This is a genomic window from Mesorhizobium sp. 113-1-2, assembly GCF_016756475.1.
Classification (GTDB): domain Bacteria; phylum Pseudomonadota; class Alphaproteobacteria; order Rhizobiales; family Rhizobiaceae; genus Mesorhizobium; species Mesorhizobium loti_C.
This window is the reverse complement of the sequence record NZ_AP023242.1, coordinates 2,670,865-2,687,601: the sequence shown is the minus strand read 5'-3', so window position 1 is coordinate 2,687,601 and position 16,737 is coordinate 2,670,865. Positions and strand designations below refer to the sequence as shown.

The following is a 16,737-nucleotide window of genomic DNA, read 5'->3' as shown; positions in this document are numbered from 1 at the left end:
CTATCCTGCGGAAGGTTCTAGGCCTTGAAGAAGGCCAGAAGGTCGGCGTTGATGACGTCGGCATGAGTTGTCGCCATGCCATGCGGGAAGCCCTTGTAGACCTTGAGCTCGCCCTTCTTGAGCAGCTTGATTGACAACAGCGCCGAGTCGGCGATCGGGACGATCTGGTCGTCATCGCCATGCATGACCAGCACCGGCACGTCGATTGCCTTCAGATCCTCGGTGAAGTCGGTTTCCGAGAAGGCCTTGATGCAATCATAATGCGCCTTGGTGCCCCCCATCATGCCCTGGCGCCACCAATTGTCGATGACGCCCTGCGATACCTCGGCGCCGGGGCGGTTGAAGCCATAGAACGGACCGGCCGGAACGTCGCGGAAGAACTGCGCGCGATTGGCCGCCTGGGCGGCGCGGAAACCGTCGAAGACCTCGATCGGCAGACCGCCGGGATTGGCAGCCGTCTTGAGCATGATCGGCGGCACCGCGCCAACCAGCACCGCCTTGGCGACGCGGCCGCCCGAGCCGTACTTGGCGACATAGCGCGCCACCTCGCCGCCGCCGGTCGAATGGCCGACATGGATGGCATTCTTGAGGTCGAGATGCGCCGCGAGTTCAGCCACATCCGCCGCATAGGTGTCCATCTCATTGCCGATATCCGTCTGGGTCGAGCGGCCATGGCCGCGCCGATCATGGGCAATGACACGGTAGCCTTGCGCCAGGAAGAACAGCATCTGCGCATCCCAGTCGTCGCTGCTCAGCGGCCAGCCATGATGGAAGACGATGGGCTGACCGGTTCCCCAGTCCTTGTAGAAAATCTGCGTGCCGTCCTTGGTGGTGATCGTGCCGCTGCCGGAACCGGATTTCGTCTGCGAAGCCATCTCAATCTCCTTTGATTGTTGTCGCGGTAAACAATATCGCGATATCGATATTGCTAGCGCAGCCCTGAACCCTTGTCTACAAAAAATATGTATCGCGATATCATTTTTCGTGGTACCGAATTTCCTACGTCGGCAAAAGGAACGCGTCGTGCCTCTCCCGTTGGACAACCAGCTCTGTTTCACGCTCTACGCCACCTCAATGGCGATCAATCGCACCTACAAGCCGATGCTGGACGAGATGGGGATCACCTATCCGCAATATCTCGTGCTCAACGCGCTTGCCGAGGCCGACGGCATGTCGGTTGGCTCGATCGCCCACCGGCTCGCTTTGGAATCGAGCACGATCACGCCACTGGTCAAGCGCATGGAACAGGCCGGCCTTGTGACCCGCCAGCGCAGCCATACCGACGAGCGCCAGGTGCAGGTCGACCTCACAGTCGCCGGGCGCGAGCTGCTTGTCCAGTGCAATTGCCTGAACGAGACCTTGATCGAACGCTCCGGCATGACGCTGGCGCAACTTGATGCGCTGAACCGGCAAATCCAGGCGCTGCGCGATGCGCTGGGTGGCGACCGCTAGCCATTTCGATCCAGCCGTAACTAGCTTTTCTCCCGAAACCCCCAGACGCCTGGAAAGCGCTCTGAGAAGGCGCCTGGAGCCATCGACCGGCCGCGACAGACGCCAGCCCGGCCGAAGGCCTGCGATCACGAAGCGGTGACGGCTGTAACGCACGCTCGGTAGCTTGCGAAGACTGGACATAGCGTCGGGCAAAGCACTTGCGGCGCGTCCCGGCCGAAATCCCGGCGCGATCTGCCAACCTCTCAAGGAATCCACGATCATGTTGAATAGGCGTACTTTTTCCACCGCGCTCGTCGCCGGGGTGGCGACGAGCATACTGGCCGGCTCCGCCAAGGCGCGAGCCCAGACGAGCTCCAAGATTCGCCCCGAGGTCCGCCCCAGGGTCCGCAACGTCGTCCTCGTCCATGGCGCTTATGCCGATGGCTCGTGCTGGTCGGAGGTGGTTGGCCTGCTGCAGCAGGCCGGCTTCAATGCAACCGTCGTCCAGCACCCGCTGACCACGCTGGAGGCAGGCGTCGAGGCAACGCGCCGTGCGATCGCTCTCCAGGATGGACCGACGATACTTGTCGGCCACTCCTTTGCCGGCATGATCGTCAGCGAGGCAGGGGCGGATCCAAAAGTGTCGTCGCTCGTCTATGTCGCGGCGCGCGCGCCCGATGCCGGCGAAGACTACACGGCGCTCGCCAAGACTTTCGCGCCGCCGCCCGCCTCGGCGGGCCTTGTCTGGTCGGCGGGCTATGGCAAGCTCAGCGAGGAGGCTTTCCTGCGGGACTTCGCCGGTGGTATTCCTCGCGAGAAGGCGCGCATCCTCTATGCCGTCCAGGGGCCGATCTCGGATCAGCTTTTCTCCGGAAAGACAACCCAGGCGGCCTGGCGCTCAAAGCCGAGCTGGTATGCCGTCTCGACCGAGGACCGCACCATCAACCCGGATCTCGAGCGCTTCATGGCCAAACGCATGAACGCCAAGACCATCGAGGTGAAGGCAAGTCATTTGTCGCTGATCTCTCACCCGCGTGAGATCACCCAGCTCATCTCGGAAGCCGCTGGGCAGCTCAGCTAGCGAGGTTGGTCCCCGGGGCGGTATGAAGTTCAACCGCTTCGGCGACCGGCTCGTTTGAAATGTTGCAACCCCAAGCCGACCGGCCAGCCGGGAATGCTGAGCCGTACGAGGTGCCCGCAGGCGCCTCCAGCCTCCGGCTTGCACCTCCGGCCGCCTTCCGCTATAGAGCCGCCACCCGCGTAGACACCCTTGGAGGCAACGCGGCGGAAGGCTGCCTTCCCTTGTGATCCCGAACAAAGCTCCGTCTCAAAGCGGGTGCCCTCATTCGGACATCCAGGTCTGGCGGCTTTCGACGTTTACGGCTTGGGCACATTGCCTGCCGCAAACGCTCCATAACACGCGAAAGGAAAAGCCATGAGCCACGATACTTACGAGCTCAAGGCCGAAGCGCGCGAACAGGTCGGTAAGGGGTCCGCCCGTGCAGTTCGCCGCAACGGTAAAGTGCCTGCAGTAATCTATGGTGACAAGCAGCCTCCCCTGGCGATCGCTCTCACCTACAAGGACATCTACTACAAGATCCATGGCGGCGGGTTCCTGACCACGATCGCCACGATCGATGTCGACGGCAAGAAGATCCAGGTCCTGCCGAAGGACTTCCAACTCGACCCGGTCAAGGATTTCCCTGTCCATGTCGACTTCCTGCGCATCGGCAAGGACACCGAAGTCAATGTCGACGTGCCTGTCCACTTCATCAATGAGGACAAGTCGCCCGGCATCAAGCGCGGCGGCGTGCTCAACATCGTGCGTCACGAAGTCGAGTTCCACTGCCCGGCCAATGCGATCCCGGAATTCATCACCATCGATCTCACCGGCACCAACATCGGCGATTCGATCCACATCTCGGCGGTCAAGCTGCCGGCCGGCGTCAAGCCGGTCATCTCCGATCGCGACTTCACCATCGCGACCATTGCCGGTTCGTCGGCGATGAAGCCGGAGGCTGAAGAGACGGTCGAAGCGGCTGCACCTGAAGCGGCTCCTGCCGCCGAAGAGAAGTAACTCTTTCCCGCCCGGAGCAGACGATGCTTGTCTTTGCAGGCCTCGGCAATCCGGGCGCGAAATACGCTGACAACCGGCACAATGTCGGTTTCATGGCGGCGGACGCTATCGCCCGCCGCCATTCCTTTTCGCCCTGGTCGAAGAAATTCCAGGGCCTGATTTCAGAAGGCACGCTCGGCGGCGAGAAGATCGTCCTGATCAAGCCACAGACCTTCATGAACCTGTCCGGCCAGTCGGTCGGCGAAGCGCTGCGCTTCTACAAGCTCGAGCTTTCCGCCCTCACCGTCTTCTATGACGAGATCGACCTTGCCGAGGGCAAGCTGCGCATCAAGACCGGCGGCGGCGCCGGCGGCCACAACGGCATCCGCTCGATCGACGGCCATGTCGGCAACGCCTATCGCCGTGTGCGCATCGGCGTCGGCCATCCCGGCGTCAAGGAAATGGTCCAGCACCATGTGCTCGGCGATTTCGCCAAGGCCGACCGCGAATGGCTCGATCCCTTGCTCGATGCGATCGCCGACAACGCCGCCATGATCGTCAAGGGCGACGAATCCGGCTTCATGAACAAGGCAGCCCTTGCCGTCCAGGGCAAGGCCGCACCCGAGCCGGACAAGCCGGCGCCGAAACAGGCGCCCAAGCAGCAGAGCCACATCCGCCAGGCACGCCCGCAGCAGGCGCCGGCCAAACTGCCTGAGACCGGGCCGATGGCGGCGATGCTGAAGAAGCTGTTCGGAAAAGACTGAAGCGACCGGCGCCGCCTGACATACAGGCAGCGCCGACCCGCAGAACTACATCGCGCCGACGGCCATGCCCTTGGTCGTCTCATTGATGGCATCCTTCACCAGCGCGATCGCCTTGACGCGATGACCGCCCTTGTCCGGCAAGGCCGCCTAAAGCTGGTTGAGCGCGGCCTGGAGATCATTCAGCGCCTGGTTCATCTGCCGTTCAGAACTCCCTCTATGGTGAAGCTGTCGTCACGCGACATCGCTAAATTAGCCCGCGCCGGCATCACGCCGTATTGACGAACGCGTGATCGGCGGCCGGTGCCGGCCCGCCTTGCCGGCAGGCGACGTCCCACGCTAGCACTGGCGCGTACTGGCAAAGATCGGTGGCAGTGAGACCGGTATGGCGGATGATGTTTCGGATCTGACCGGGGAGGCCAGGCAGCTGGGCCTGGCCGGCGATTTCGGTGCGGCCCATCGGCTGATCGACCGGGCCATGGTCCTTGCCGGCGAGGACCCCACCAGGCGGGCGGCATGCACCATCGAGCGCGGCCGGCTGTACAATTCCGCCGGACAGCGGGATCTGGCGCGGCCGCTGTTTGAGGAGGCATGGCGGCTGGCACGAGAGGCACGGGCGCATGTGCTGGCGGCCGATGCGGCCCACATGATCGCCATCGTCGGAACACTCGACGACGCCGTCGAATGGACCGCGATTGGCCTTGCCTATGTCGGCGAACATCCGCAGGCAGAGCCATGGCGCGGCCCTCTGCTCAACAATCTCGGCTGGTCCTATTTCGATGCCGGCCGGTTCGACGATGCATTGCCTGTCTTCGAGCAGGCGGTGGAGGTGCGGCAGTCGCGCAGCCAGGCCCGGGAGCTGCGCATCGCCCGCTACGCGGTCGTCAGGACGCTGCGCGCGCTTGGTCGCCTCGATGAGGCCCGGCGGCTTGCCGAGGAGACGGCCGACGCGGCACGAACCACTGGCGATCAGGCGCCTTACATTCATGAGGAACTGGCTGAGTGCCATGCCGGACTAGGCGACATGAACCGCGCGCGCTCGAGCGCGCGGCACGCCCTGGCCGTTCTCGGGGACGATCCCGCCTTTGTCAGCCGGGAACCCCGCCGGCTCGCCAGACTGCGAGAATTGGCAGGCTGAACGCCGGCCATAGGTTTGCCTTCGCCGGGCCACCCATCCCGCTGGGGGCTTGACGTTGATCACCCCTATCGCCCATAGCCCTCATCAAATTTCGCTTTTCCCGATAGGACTGGACACAATGGGTTTCAAATGCGGCATCGTTGGCTTGCCCAACGTCGGCAAGTCGACGCTCTTCAACGCGCTGACCAGGACGGCGGCGGCGCAGGCCGCCAACTATCCGTTCTGCACCATCGAACCGAACACCGGCGAAGTCGCGGTGCCCGACCCGCGCCTGCAGAAGATCGCGGCCATAGGCAAGTCCAAGGAGATCATCCCGACCCGCATCTCCTTCGTCGACATTGCCGGCCTGGTGCGTGGCGCCTCGAAGGGTGAAGGGCTGGGCAACCAGTTCCTCGCCAACATCCGCGAGGTCGACGCCATCGTGCATGTGCTGCGTTGCTTCGAGGATGACGACATCACCCATGTCGAAGGTCGCATCGACCCCGTCGCCGACGCCGAGACGGTCGAGACCGAGCTGATGCTCGCCGACCTCGACAGCCTCGAGCGCCGCATCGTCCAGATCCGCAAGCGTGCCGGCAGCAAGGACAAGGAAGCCACCACCGTGCTGCCGATGATGGAGGCCGCGCTCGAACTGCTGCAGGCCGGCAAGCCGACCCGTGTATTGCTCAAAGGTATTTCTGCCGAAGATTTGCGCATCCTGCAGGGCTTGAATCTTCTGACCTCGCACCCCGTGCTCTATGTCTGCAATGTCGCGGAGGCCGATGCCGCGACCGGCAACGAGCACACCAGGGCCGTGGAAAAGATGGCCGCCGCGCAAGGCGCCGGCACGGTGGTGATCTCGGCCGCGATCGAGGCCGAAGTCGCCCAGCTCTCCGACGAGGAAGAGATGGAATTCCTGTCCTCGCTCGGCCTCGACGAACCGGGCCTGAACAAGGTCATCCGCGCCGGCTACGAGCTTTTGCATCTCATCACCTATTTCACCGTCGGGCCGAAGGAGACGCGCGCCTGGACCATCCACAAGGGCGACAAGGCACCTCAGGCCGCCGGCGTCATCCACACGGATTTCGAACGCGGCTTCATCCGCGCCCAGACCATCGCCTACAACGACTTCGTCACGCTGGGCGGCGAAGTGGCGGCCAAGGAAGCCGGCAAGGCGCGCGACGAAGGCAAGGAATATGTCGTCCAGGACGGCGACATCATGCTGTTCAAGTTCAATACATGACATCTTGAAGCACCCCGCCTATGGCGAGATTGCCTAATGGCGGCCTCGATACTGTAAAGCGTACTGCTACGGCGATCGATATCTTGGGTAGACGAAAATCACTCAGCCTCAATTGCGCGATAAATACATCGCCATGGCATAGTTTCTCCTAGACACTCCACTCATTCTGCGTATCGATGTACCGGGGTGGAGGGTGACGACGATGGTAACACACGTTTTTGGGGGCCCAGACACCCCTAAGAAGCTTCGTTGCTTACAGGAATATCTTCGAGCCTTTGCTATCGCTTTGCGCGATCAGGAATTCGCTTGCGTTTACATCGACGCTTTTGCAGGCTCTGGGACGCGTACAGAAGTCCGCCCCGGTCTTCCCCTCTTCGGTTCAGAAATGGCAGAACCGGAAGAGGTAACGACACAGGGGTCTGCTAGGATTGCAATCGAAGTCGACCCACCGATGCATTCTATCGTGCTGATCGAACAGGATAGCTCCCGTTTTGCGCAGCTCAACGAGTTGATCTCTGAGTATCCCAATCGCAAGATAATTGCTCGGAACGGAGAGGCTAACGATCTTGTCCAACGCCTTTGCAAGCGCACAAATTGGCGTGGGCCGGAGACAGTCGGTCGTGGAATTCGTGGCGTTGTCTTCCTCGATCCCTATGGCATGGAGGTTTCCTGGGACACGGTAAAGGCCATTGCAGCAACAGAGGCCTTGGACTGTTGGTATTTCTTTCCGTTATCAGGTCTCTACCGAAATGCTCCTCATGACCCAGCAAAGCTCGATCCGAGTAAGCAAGCAAGCCTGTATCGCGTTCTAGGAGCCACCGATTGGCGCGAGCGTTGGTACAATCACGAAAGTACTCGCCAAGACCTGTTCGAAACGAACGGGCAAGCAGTACGCAGAGCGGATGTGAACGCGATTGAATCATACGTGAAGGAGCGCCTGCGAACAGTGTTCAAAGGGGCTGTCTTGGACCCAGTCCGCCTTCATCACAAAGGCGGCGCACCACTTGCTTCACTCTTTTTCGCCGTGTCAAACACTAGCCCGGCCGCAGTCGCACTAGCGACAAAGATGGCCTCTCATATTCTCAAATCGGGAAGATTGTCCCAAAGCCGATCGCGATAGGTGCGACCTGTTACCTTCTTGTTCTTGCCGCCCCATTGTTTGAAGAAGAACGCTGTGTCTGTATCGGTGCACTGGTCGAAAATCTCGTCCACCCATCGCGTATCTAGCGGCCTAGCCTGTGGTCCGCTTTCGCCTCCGACGATTGCCCAGTGAATGCTTTTAAGATTGGCGCCGGCGACAGAGCCGATTAGGGGTTCGAATGAAACGAATCTCACGGCCGCAGGAACCGCACGGAGTTCATCCAGCCTGTACAGCACCCGACTATCTTCGACACTGGTTCCGAGCCAGACGTTCGGAAGCACATTGAACTCGGGGGTGGAAAGTACCTCCGACATCCTATCGGGCCGCTTTGTCAGAATTTGATACGTGTGGCGGGGCGTAGCAGCCATGACCTGCCATATCTCAGCGATGAAGGCGGTTGGCACTTCCGAATGGAAGAGATCAGACATTGAGTTCACGAAGACACGCTTGGGCTTCTTCCATTCTTGCGGAACAGAAAGCGATGCGTGGTCGAGCTTGATCTTGCCCGTCCATTTCGCTTTGCCACCGCTTTTGCGTGTCACCCCCACATACTTGTCGACTCCCATGGCTTCCAGCCGCGCGGCCATCCTCATTGCGTAACAATTTGTGCATCCAGCAGTGAGAATTGTGCAGCCGGCGACCGGGTTCCAGGTCGCATCTGTCCATTCGATTGATGTTTCGGCCATCACTTCACCTTCCGTGTTGATGGAAGAGTGGCATAGACATTGTAAACGTCACTATAAAATATACCCTAGGAATTTGTTCACAACGAGACTTTGAGTTGGCTGTATCACGCCGATCTCGGACGGGATAGACCACGTCCTGCTGCAGCACCGATACCAGCCTCTCGACGAGTTTTTCTGAGCAACTGGGAGCCATCCGTCGGGCCGTCACTTGTCTTGATTTTGTCATGGCACAGGTCTAAGCGGCTGGCACACGGTCGCGCACACGACGAAGAGCCGTGCAATCCGACACGACGCGCAATCCGTACGCACCTTCGCAGGGGAGATCTGGCGATGATCAAGGCATTTGTCGTGGACAATGATCGCCTGCGTGTCGTCGACGACCTGCTGGCGGATGGCGATCGGGTCGTCTGGGCCGACCTCATCAGTCCGACCAAGGAGGAAGAGGCCACCATCGAAAGCTGGCTCGGCGTCGCCATCCCGACCCGCGAGGAGATGGAGGAGATCGAGATTTCCAGCCGCCTCTATATCGAGGACGGCGCCTACTTCATGACCGCCACTTTGCCGGCCCAGACCGAGGTCGACGACCCCCTGATGTCGCCGGTCACCTTCGCTCTTGCCGGCAACAGGCTGATCACCATTCGCTATCATGAACCGAAGGCCTTCAAGACCTTCCCGCTGCGCGCCGAGAAGGTGGCGACAGGCTGCACCAGCGGCGACACCATCCTGATCGGCCTCCTGGAAGCGATCGTCGACCGCCTTGCCGACATACTCGAACGCGCCGGCCGCGACATCGAGGGGATCTCGCGCGATATCTTCGAAGCACGTTCGACCAAAGTGTCGAAGCGCAACCGCGACTTCCAGGAACTCCTGAAAGCCATCGGCCGCAAGGAGGACATCGCCTCCTCGATCCGCGACAGCCTGATCTCCCTGCAGCGCCTTGCCGGCTTCCTCGCCCATGTCGCGACCCAGACCAAGATGAGCAAGGACGTCCGCGCCCGCATCAAGACCTTGTCGCGCGATGTGCTGTCGCTTGCCGACCACGCCACCTTCCTGTCGCAGAAGATCTCCTTCCTGCTCGACGCCACGCTGGGCATGATCTCGATCGAGCAGAACGCCATCATCAAGATCTTCTCGGTCGCCGCCGTCATCTTCCTGCCGCCGACGCTGGTCGCCTCGATCTACGGCATGAATTTCGACGTCATTCCCGAGCTGAAATGGCAGCTCGGCTATCCCTTCGCCATCGGCCTGATGATCCTGTCGGCGATCCTGCCCTTCTGGTATTTCCGCCGCCGCGGCTGGCTCTGAGCGCAGCCGCCCCGCCTGCTGCCTCAGGCTGGCTCACCAGAAAGGACTTGACCAAAACGCTGCCGGCCTGCATCCGGGTTGCCCGATCTCTGGGGATTTAACCGGATTGCCGACATGACCGGAAAAACATGGGCCTATGAGGATTTCGTCGAGGGTGCCTCGTTCGACCTCGGCACCAAACAGGTAAGCGCGGCCGAGATCATCGAATTCGCCAGCGAATTCGATGCCCAGCCGATGCATCTCGACGAGGAAGCCGGCAAGGCCAGCATTCTGGGCGGCCTGTCGGCCTCGGGCTGGCACACCTGCGCCATGTTCATGCGCATGCTGTGCGATGCCTTCCTTTTGGACTCCACCTGCCAAGGCGCGCCCGGCGTCGATCAGGTCAGGTGGAAGAAACCGGTCCTGGCCGGCGATACGCTCAGAGGCAAGCTGGTTGTCCTGGCCAAACGCCTCTCGAAATCGAAGCCGCAACTCGGCTTCGTCACCATGCGCAGCGAGCTGGTCAACCAGCGTGGCGAAAGCGTTTTCGAGCTCGAGAATTCCGTCATGTTCCTGACGCGTGATGCCGCGGGGAATGCCGCATGACCCTGGATGAATTCTTCCGCATCGGCATCACGATGACGCTGGGCTCGCACACATTCGAAGCCGAGGCGATCAAGGCGTTCGCGCGCAAATACGACCCGCAGATCTTCCATATCGACGAGGAAGCCGCGAAGAAGAGCGTGCTCGGCGGGCTCTGCGCCTCCGGCTGGCACACCGCCGCCACCTGGATGAAGCTCAACCTCGAAGCGAGCATGGATGCCGAGGGCGCCAACTGGAACGGCCCCGGCCCGGTCCCGGAATTCGGCCCCTCGCCTGGTTTCAAGAATCTGAAGTGGCTGAAGCCGGTCTTGGCCGGCGAGACTGTAACCTTCAGCCGCACCGCGCTGTCCCACCGCCCCATCGCCTCGCGCCCCGGCTGGCGAATGCTGTCGCTGCGCGCCGAAGCTTTCGATTCGGCCGGCGACAAGGTGCTGGAGTTCGACAGCGCCGTGCTGGTGAAGGTGGAGTGAGTAGCCGGTTCGCGTAACCGAATTCATCGTGCCAGTGGCACGATGAAAGGCCGACGAACGCCGGGACGCTGCGAAGCAGCGGGGACCCGGCCGGGCGGTTGTGATCAAGCGCCCCTCAATGCCCCTCAAACCCGATCAGCGTCCTGACCGGCACGCCAAGCGCCTCCAGCCTGGCACGCCCACCCAGATCCGGCAGGTCGATGACGAAGCAGGCGGCAAGGATATCGGCGCCGATCTGGCGTAGCAGCCTGACCGCCGCTTCCGCCGTGCCGCCGGTGGCGATCAGATCGTCGACCAGGATCACCTTTTCACCGGGGGCAACGCCGTCCTTGTGCATCTCCATCTCGTCCAGCCCGTATTCCAGGCTGTAGGCGACGCGCACCGTCTCGTAGGGCAGTTTGCCCTTCTTGCGGATCGGCACGAAACCGGCCGAGAGCTGATGAGCGACGGCGCCGCCAAGGATGAACCCGCGCGCCTCGATGCCGGCGATCTTGTCGACCTTCTGCCCGGCATAGGGATGCACCAGCTCGTCGATGGCGCGGCGGAAGGCGCGCGCATTGCCGAGCAGCGTGGTGATGTCGCGAAACAGGATGCCGGGCTTCGGATAGTCCGGAATGGTGCGGATCGCCGCCAGCAGCGTGTCTTCGAGCGAAGGTTTCATAAGGCGGCTCCGGATGATCCAGCTGGGCAAATGCGAACGGCGCAGGGACCAAACCCGACGCGACCGACAACGGCTAGCGCGATGTGACGCCCGAGACAAGCGCATCCGGCAAAGGATTGGCCTCGCTCGCTTTGTCCCATGCCTGCGCGACGATCTTCCACTGCCCTTCACTTTTCACCAGCAACAGCATTTCCATGGACCGGCTGGTCTCGGCACTGTTCTCGATCATCTCCGCCGTGACCGCCGCGATCGCGATGTTTCCGAAGACGCAGATGTCGGTGCCGAGCACGGTCTCCTGAAGCGACCGCAGTGAGGTGTCGGACAGGCCGCGCATCCGCTCGACGAAATCGGCGACGCTGGTGCGCCTTGCCGGGCGGGCTGCCGGATAGAGGCTGGCGCCGTCCAGGAAATCGCCCGCGAAATCATCCCACCTTGGGGCGATAGTCTCATCCCAGCTAAGGCTGGCAAACTGCCTGTCGATGATGGCCCGTATCATGTCCTCGTCCGTACCCATCCCGTTCGCCATGATCCGCTCCTTCCGTTCGCCTCCCTGCACCGGAGATTGACACGCGGCACTTGTCCGATCGAATTGCAGCCCAATGAGCTTCATAACCCGTCCGATCTCGATCCGCATCTGTTTGAGCGCCGCGCTATGCCAAAGGACGGGTTGCCGAACGCTCGCATAGGGGTAAAAAGGGGCGCCTGAAGCATCCCTTCCGGTCGAACCATGGTCGCTGCATGACCTATCTTCTGCGGAAAATGCCGACCGTCATCATGGCAACCTCGCTCTTGAGCTGGGCGCCGGTAGCCGTCTCCGCTGCCGAGCGGGCCAGTTGGACGGTCGTGCTGCGCCCGGCAGATTTCGTGGTCGGCGACGCGCTTGGACAATTGCATACGCGTCGACAATGGATGACTGGATTCGACGAACGGTCCGGCGCGTTCGAGATCGCTCTGCGCAAGAAGGCAATCGCGATTTCGGCGCCGCGCTGTCGGATGGACTATCTGATTTTGACGATCCCCTTTTATTACCCTGAAAATCCGAAGCAGGCATCCGTCCGCGAGCGTCGCGCAGTCTATGATGCTCTCGTCGCACTGCAGACGAAGGGCAAAGGCAGCGCAACCGTTGGCGTTGAAGCGCCTGAGCCTCTCGCTCGCAGGGGTAAACGAGGTATCGAGCTTCTTGCCTGCAACCTGTATTTTGCCTTTCCAATATCGGTGCAAGTGTCGACGCAGTGAGCTGTTGCCGGCTTTAGTCTCCTGGAGCCGGCTGCGCGAGAACGAAGACAAACCGACGCCCCGGCTGGCGCGCGCAGCGAGCACCCAAAGCGCGTCGCGTGAATCCGCTTCGACGCGACGCGCTTTGGGACTTACATGCCGAGGTCAGAACGAAGCTCGGCCCTGGCCACTTCGTACTCGGCCTTGAAGTCGTCCCGGTTGAGCAGGACAGCGGCAATGACGCTGCCGGAAATCTTGCCCATCTCCACGTCGGACGCATAGTGGATGCCGCCAACCTCGCGGTTGTGGGCGTATTCGGCCGCGCGCGCCATGATCTCCGCGCGCTTCTCCGGAACCATGTCGGCCAGGATGATGCCCATCATGGTGCCGACAGTGGCATGACCCGACGGCCAGGAGCCGGAACTCGACAGCTTGACCGCGGGCTTGACGAGATCACTGAGCTGGTGCGGACGCGGGCGCTTCCAGACATCCTTGGCCGGATCGACGACAGCGCCTTCGGTCTCGACCACGCGATCGAAGAAGGCGCTGAACTTCGGCAGCCTCTCCTTGGTGAAATTCGGACCCATCACATTGGCGAAGCGCCAGACATTCTCCTCGGAATCGGCAACGGCGTTGGCCACCATCTCGGGCGTGCGCGTCACCTGCAGCGCCAGCACCTCGCCGAGTTCGGCCTTGGTCTGCGCCGAATCGTTGGCCGGCGGCGGCGGCAGGATCATCGTCAGGTCGATATCCTTGTTGGTCACGAAGGGTTTCGCGTCTTCGGCCTGGGCGGCCGAGCCGATGACCAGCAGCAGCAGACCAGCCGCCAGCGATGCGTATTTCTTCATGGGTGCGATCCTTCGTTGGGAATGACGCAGGATCGCCGCCTGCCGTGACGGCCATGTGACATCACCGCCTCCGGAAATGCGAAAAGGGCGCCTTAAGGCGCCCTTTCGTAATCCTGTGCAGCCCCTCGGCGCGGTTAGTGCGCCACGCCTTCCCACACCTTGCGCTTCACGAGGTAGACCAGCGCACCGAACACCAGGAGGAAAAACAGCACGTTGACGCCGGTATGCTTGCGGGCCTCCATGTGCGGCTCGGCCGCCCACATCAGGAAGGCAGCCACGTCGCGGGAATACTGGTCGACCGTCTGCGGCGCGCCGTCATCATAGGTCACCTGGCCGTCGGAGAGCGGCTTGGGCATTTTCAGCGACACGCCGGACATGAAGTAAGGGTTGTAGTGCGTGCCCTCGGGGATGACCATGCCGGCCGGCGGCGTCTGGTCGTAGCCGGTCAGCAGCGAATGGATATAGTCGGGACCGCCGGCATCATACTGGGTGAAGATGTCGAAGACGAATTGCGGAAAGCCGCGCTCGACGCCGCGCGCCTTGGCCAGCAGCGACATGTCCGGCGGTGCCGCGCCGCCATTGGCGGCCGCGGCGGCCTCTACATTGGCGAATGGCGCCGGGAAATAGTCCGATGGCTTGCCGGGACGGTCGAACATCTCGCCGGCATCGTTGGGGCCGTCATGGATGGTGTAGGTGGCCGCCAGCGACTTGATCTGCGCATCCGAATAGCCAAGGCCCGTTGGCCCCTCGAGCGTGCGGAACGCCACCATATTCATCGAATGGCAGGCCGAGCAGACTTCCTTGTAGACCTTCAGGCCGCGCTGCAGCTGGCCCTTGTCATAGGTGCCGAACGGGCCGGTGAAGCTCCAGCTCATCTCCTTCGGCTCGTTGATCGGGAAATGCGTCGGCGCTGCCGCGTTGTGCGCCTCTTCGGCCGCGAAGGCGGCGGTGCCGGCGGCCACAAGGCCGACCAGCGCCAGCGAGGTGAGAATCTTTTTCATGCCAAATCCCCTTAGATTCTCTACCGCTCAGCCCTTGGTCTCTGGCGCGGCCGCGGCGCCCGCCGGATGCCCGCTGCCACCCTTGTTCTTTTCGAGCACCGCCTCGGTGATCGAATTCGGCAGCCTGCGCGGCGTCTCGATCAGGCCAAGCACCGGCAGCGCGACCAGGAAAAAGGCGAAGTAGAACAACGTCGCCATCTGCGCCATGAACACGTAGCTGCCTTCCGCCGGCTGCGAGCCCAGCCAGCCGAGCAGGATGGCGTCGGCCACGAACAGCCAGAAGAACAGCTTGTACCAGGGCCGGTAGACCGCCGAGCGCACCTTGGAGGTGTCGAGCCACGGCACCAGGAACAGCATGACGATGGCGCCGAACATGCACAGCACGCCGCCGAGCTTGGAGTTGATCGGCCCGATGTTGAAGGTGATGGCGCGCAGGATCGCGTAGAACGGCAGGAAGTACCATTCCGGCACGATGTGGGCCGGAGTCTTCAACGGATTGGCGACGATGTAATTGTCGGCATGGCCGAGATAGTTCGGCAGGAAGAAGATGAAATAGGCGAAGATGAACAGGAACACGATCATACCGAACGCGTCCTTGATGGTCGCGTAAGGGGTGAAGGCGACGGTGTCGGTCTTCGACTTGACCTCGATGCCGGTCGGGTTGCTCTGGCCTGTCACGTGCAGCGCCCAGACGTGCAGCACGACGACGCCGGCAATCATGAACGGCAGGAGATAGTGCAGCGAAAAGAAGCGGTTCAGCGTCGGGTTGTCGACGGCAAAACCGCCGAGCAGCAGCTGCTGGATCCACTCGCCGACCAGCGGAATGGCGCTGAAGAAGCCGGTGATGACGGTGGCGCCCCAGAAGCTCATCTGTCCCCATGGCAGCACGTAGCCCATGAAGCCGGTCGCCATCATCAAGAGGTAGATGATGCAGCCGAGGATCCACAGCAGCTCGCGCGGCGCCTTGTAGGAGCCGTAATAGAGGCCACGGAAGATATGGAGATAGACGGCGATGAAGAAGAACGACGCGCCGTTGGCATGCATGTAGCGCAACAGCCAGCCGGAATTCACGTCGCGCATGATCTTCTCGACCGAACCGAAGGCGAGATTGGTGTCGGCCGTATAGTGCATGGCCAGCACGATGCCGGTCAGGATCTGCGAAACCAGCATGATCGCCAAGATGCCGCCGAACGTCCACATGTAGTTGAGGTTGCGCGGCACCGGATAGGCGACGAAGCTGTCATAGACCAGCCTGGGCAGCGGCATGCGGGCGTCGAACCAGCGTTCGATACCGGTTTTGGGCGTGTAGGTCGAGTGTCCCTCGCTCATCGAAATATCCCCCTGCCTCAACCGATAAGGATCTTGGTATCGGAAATGAATTTGAATACCGGCACAGCCATGTTCTCGGGCGCCGGGCCTTTGCGGATGCGGCCGGCGGTATCGTATTGCGAACCATGGCACGGGCAGAACCAGCCGCCGAAATCGCCTTCCTGGCCGAGCGGAATGCAGCCCAGATGCGTGCAGACCTGAACCATCACCATCCAGGCTTCCTTGCCGGGCGTGGTGCGGTTGGCGTCGGTCGCCGGCGCGTCGGACGGCAGATTGGCATTGCGGGCGATCGGATCCTTGAGATCGGAAAGGTTGACGGCCTCGCCGTCCTTCATTTCCTTTTCGGTGCGGTTGCGCACCACGACCGGCTTGCCGCGCCACTTGACGATCAGCGACATGCCCGGCGTCAGCGAGGCGACATCGACTTCGACCGAGGCGAGCGCCAGCGTCGAGGCATCGGGGCGCATCTGGTCGATGAACGGCCAGGCGACGGCACCGGCGCCGACCACGGCGGCCATGCCCGTGGCGACATAAAGAAAATCTCGACGATTGGGATCGTGGATGTCGGTTGCGCTCACGGGTGCCTGATCCTTTCGCCTCTTCCGCGCCGGTGGCCGAGCCTTGTTCCCCGCTCAATCACGCCAACCCGACAGCGCATGGCGAACAGGCTAGCGAATTCCTCCGGCATTTGGACTTCGGTTTATGCGTGAAGCCCGTTTTTGTCCAGACGGGTCAAGGCACAAGGGCAGATTGTCGCGGGGACAAAATCTCCTATTGCCCGGCGGGACGGCGAACCGCCGCAATAGGCGGCTAAACAACCGGGAAACAACCGCAAATCCAAGGCCCCGGCTTGCCTCGACAGAGGGCGCCGGTGTGATCTATCTTCCCAGG

19 protein-coding genes are annotated in these 16,737 nt (G+C 61.9%); 11 read left to right on the top strand and 8 right to left on the bottom strand.

Going from position 1 to position 16,737, the window contains the following annotated elements; translation table 11 throughout:
- Positions 1-17 precede the first annotated feature (17 nt).
- Entirely contained in the window at positions 18-875 is an 858-nt protein-coding gene (locus JN279_RS12825; protein ID WP_202352924.1) for an alpha/beta fold hydrolase, read from the bottom strand.
- 148 nt (positions 876-1,023) lie between these two features.
- Here JN279_RS12825 and JN279_RS12820 point away from each other — a divergent pair, with 148 nt between their 5' ends.
- From JN279_RS12820 to JN279_RS12790, 7 genes are all read left to right on the top strand, one after another.
- Entirely contained in the window at positions 1,024-1,452 is a 429-nt protein-coding gene (locus JN279_RS12820; RefSeq protein WP_202352923.1) for a MarR family winged helix-turn-helix transcriptional regulator, read from the top strand.
- 256 nt (positions 1,453-1,708) lie between these two features.
- A complete protein-coding gene (locus JN279_RS12815) occupies positions 1,709-2,512 on the top strand; it encodes an alpha/beta fold hydrolase (RefSeq protein ID WP_202353708.1) in 804 nt (267 codons plus the stop codon).
- Positions 2,513-2,866: 354 nt separating this feature from the next.
- Entirely contained in the window at positions 2,867-3,508 is a 642-nt protein-coding gene (locus tag JN279_RS12810) for a 50S ribosomal protein L25/general stress protein Ctc (protein ID WP_096449327.1), read from the top strand.
- 23 nt (positions 3,509-3,531) lie between these two features.
- A complete protein-coding gene (pth, locus tag JN279_RS12805) occupies positions 3,532-4,251 on the top strand; it encodes an aminoacyl-tRNA hydrolase (protein ID WP_202352922.1) in 720 nt (239 codons plus the stop codon).
- Between the two features lie 382 nt (positions 4,252-4,633).
- Positions 4,634-5,386: a tetratricopeptide repeat protein gene (locus JN279_RS12800; RefSeq protein ID WP_202352921.1), complete on the top strand. Its 753-nt coding sequence runs from the start codon at positions 4,634-4,636 to the stop codon at positions 5,384-5,386.
- Positions 5,387-5,504: 118 nt separating this feature from the next.
- Positions 5,505-6,608: a redox-regulated ATPase YchF gene (gene ychF, locus JN279_RS12795; RefSeq protein ID WP_096449332.1), complete on the top strand. Its 1,104-nt coding sequence runs from the start codon at positions 5,505-5,507 to the stop codon at positions 6,606-6,608.
- A gap of 202 nt (positions 6,609-6,810) precedes the next feature.
- Positions 6,811-7,728: a three-Cys-motif partner protein TcmP gene (locus JN279_RS12790; RefSeq protein ID WP_096449334.1), complete on the top strand. Its 918-nt coding sequence runs from the start codon at positions 6,811-6,813 to the stop codon at positions 7,726-7,728.
- Here the strand turns inward: JN279_RS12790 and JN279_RS12785 are convergent.
- Complete coding sequence (locus JN279_RS12785) at positions 7,683-8,435, bottom strand: DUF5131 family protein (RefSeq protein ID WP_096449336.1); 753 nt, start codon at positions 8,433-8,435, stop codon at positions 7,683-7,685. The genes JN279_RS12790 and JN279_RS12785 overlap by 46 nt on opposite strands.
- 330 nt (positions 8,436-8,765) lie before the next feature.
- Here JN279_RS12785 and corA point away from each other — a divergent pair, with 330 nt between their 5' ends.
- The 3 genes from corA (at position 8,766) to JN279_RS12770 (ending at position 10,792) form a co-directional block, all read left to right on the top strand.
- Positions 8,766-9,740, top strand: a complete 975-nt coding sequence (corA, locus tag JN279_RS12780; RefSeq protein ID WP_096449338.1) for a magnesium/cobalt transporter CorA — start codon at positions 8,766-8,768, stop codon at positions 9,738-9,740.
- 114 nt (positions 9,741-9,854) lie between these two features.
- A complete protein-coding gene (locus JN279_RS12775; protein ID WP_096449340.1) occupies positions 9,855-10,325 on the top strand; it encodes a MaoC family dehydratase in 471 nt (156 codons plus the stop codon).
- The gene (locus tag JN279_RS12770) at positions 10,322-10,792 is read left to right on the top strand and encodes a MaoC family dehydratase (RefSeq protein WP_096449342.1); all 471 of its coding nucleotides are present in this window, start codon (positions 10,322-10,324) and stop codon (positions 10,790-10,792) included. Before JN279_RS12775 ends, JN279_RS12770 begins: the two co-directional genes overlap by 4 nt.
- Before the next feature lie 115 nt (positions 10,793-10,907).
- On the opposite strand, the gene JN279_RS12765 is transcribed toward JN279_RS12770, so the two are convergent.
- On the bottom strand, positions 10,908-11,453 hold the full coding sequence (locus JN279_RS12765) for an adenine phosphoribosyltransferase (protein ID WP_096449344.1): 546 nt from the start codon (positions 11,451-11,453) through the stop codon (positions 10,908-10,910).
- Between the two features lie 73 nt (positions 11,454-11,526).
- The gene (locus tag JN279_RS12760; RefSeq protein WP_244734546.1) at positions 11,527-12,087 is read right to left on the bottom strand and encodes a nuclear transport factor 2 family protein; all 561 of its coding nucleotides are present in this window, start codon (positions 12,085-12,087) and stop codon (positions 11,527-11,529) included.
- A 104-nt stretch (positions 12,088-12,191) separates the two neighbouring features.
- Here JN279_RS12760 and JN279_RS12755 point away from each other — a divergent pair, with 104 nt between their 5' ends.
- A complete protein-coding gene (locus tag JN279_RS12755; RefSeq protein WP_202352920.1) occupies positions 12,192-12,689 on the top strand; it encodes a hypothetical protein in 498 nt (165 codons plus the stop codon).
- A 131-nt stretch (positions 12,690-12,820) separates the two neighbouring features.
- On the opposite strand, the gene JN279_RS12750 is transcribed toward JN279_RS12755, so the two are convergent.
- From JN279_RS12750 to petA, 4 genes are all read right to left on the bottom strand, one after another.
- Entirely contained in the window at positions 12,821-13,516 is a 696-nt protein-coding gene (locus JN279_RS12750; RefSeq protein ID WP_202352919.1) for an acid phosphatase, read from the bottom strand.
- A 134-nt stretch (positions 13,517-13,650) separates the two neighbouring features.
- Positions 13,651-14,517: a cytochrome c1 gene (locus JN279_RS12745; RefSeq protein ID WP_096449350.1), complete on the bottom strand. Its 867-nt coding sequence runs from the start codon at positions 14,515-14,517 to the stop codon at positions 13,651-13,653.
- Between the two features lie 27 nt (positions 14,518-14,544).
- Positions 14,545-15,846, bottom strand: coding sequence for a cytochrome b (locus JN279_RS12740; protein WP_096449352.1), 1,302 nt, complete (start codon positions 15,844-15,846; stop codon positions 14,545-14,547).
- Positions 15,847-15,863: 17 nt separating this feature from the next.
- Positions 15,864-16,424 (bottom strand): ubiquinol-cytochrome c reductase iron-sulfur subunit, encoded by a 561-nt coding sequence (gene petA, locus JN279_RS12735; protein WP_096449354.1) that lies wholly within the window; start codon positions 16,422-16,424, stop codon positions 15,864-15,866.
- Between the last annotated feature and the right edge of the window lie 313 nt (positions 16,425-16,737).

Coding starts and splice junctions, on each gene's coding strand:
- corA (WP_096449338.1), top strand. CDS start 8,766: ATGATCAAGGCATTTGTCGTGGACAATGATCGCCTGCGTGTCGTCGAC.
- JN279_RS12765 (WP_096449344.1), bottom strand. CDS start 11,453: ATGAAACCTTCGCTCGAAGACACGCTGCTGGCGGCGATCCGCACCATT.
- pth (WP_202352922.1), top strand. CDS start 3,532: ATGCTTGTCTTTGCAGGCCTCGGCAATCCGGGCGCGAAATACGCTGAC.
- JN279_RS12810 (WP_096449327.1), top strand. CDS start 2,867: ATGAGCCACGATACTTACGAGCTCAAGGCCGAAGCGCGCGAACAGGTC.
- JN279_RS12750 (WP_202352919.1), bottom strand. CDS start 13,516: ATGAAGAAATACGCATCGCTGGCGGCTGGTCTGCTGCTGCTGGTCATC.
- JN279_RS12800 (WP_202352921.1), top strand. CDS start 4,634: ATGGCGGATGATGTTTCGGATCTGACCGGGGAGGCCAGGCAGCTGGGC.
- JN279_RS12740 (WP_096449352.1), bottom strand. CDS start 15,846: ATGAGCGAGGGACACTCGACCTACACGCCCAAAACCGGTATCGAACGC.
- JN279_RS12770 (WP_096449342.1), top strand. CDS start 10,322: ATGACCCTGGATGAATTCTTCCGCATCGGCATCACGATGACGCTGGGC.
- JN279_RS12785 (WP_096449336.1), bottom strand. CDS start 8,435: ATGGCCGAAACATCAATCGAATGGACAGATGCGACCTGGAACCCGGTC.
- JN279_RS12790 (WP_096449334.1), top strand. CDS start 6,811: ATGGTAACACACGTTTTTGGGGGCCCAGACACCCCTAAGAAGCTTCGT.
- JN279_RS12775 (WP_096449340.1), top strand. CDS start 9,855: ATGACCGGAAAAACATGGGCCTATGAGGATTTCGTCGAGGGTGCCTCG.
- ychF (WP_096449332.1), top strand. CDS start 5,505: ATGGGTTTCAAATGCGGCATCGTTGGCTTGCCCAACGTCGGCAAGTCG.
- JN279_RS12745 (WP_096449350.1), bottom strand. CDS start 14,517: ATGAAAAAGATTCTCACCTCGCTGGCGCTGGTCGGCCTTGTGGCCGCC.
- JN279_RS12825 (WP_202352924.1), bottom strand. CDS start 875: ATGGCTTCGCAGACGAAATCCGGTTCCGGCAGCGGCACGATCACCACC.
- JN279_RS12760 (WP_244734546.1), bottom strand. CDS start 12,087: ATGCGGATCGAGATCGGACGGGTTATGAAGCTCATTGGGCTGCAATTC.
- JN279_RS12755 (WP_202352920.1), top strand. CDS start 12,192: ATGACCTATCTTCTGCGGAAAATGCCGACCGTCATCATGGCAACCTCG.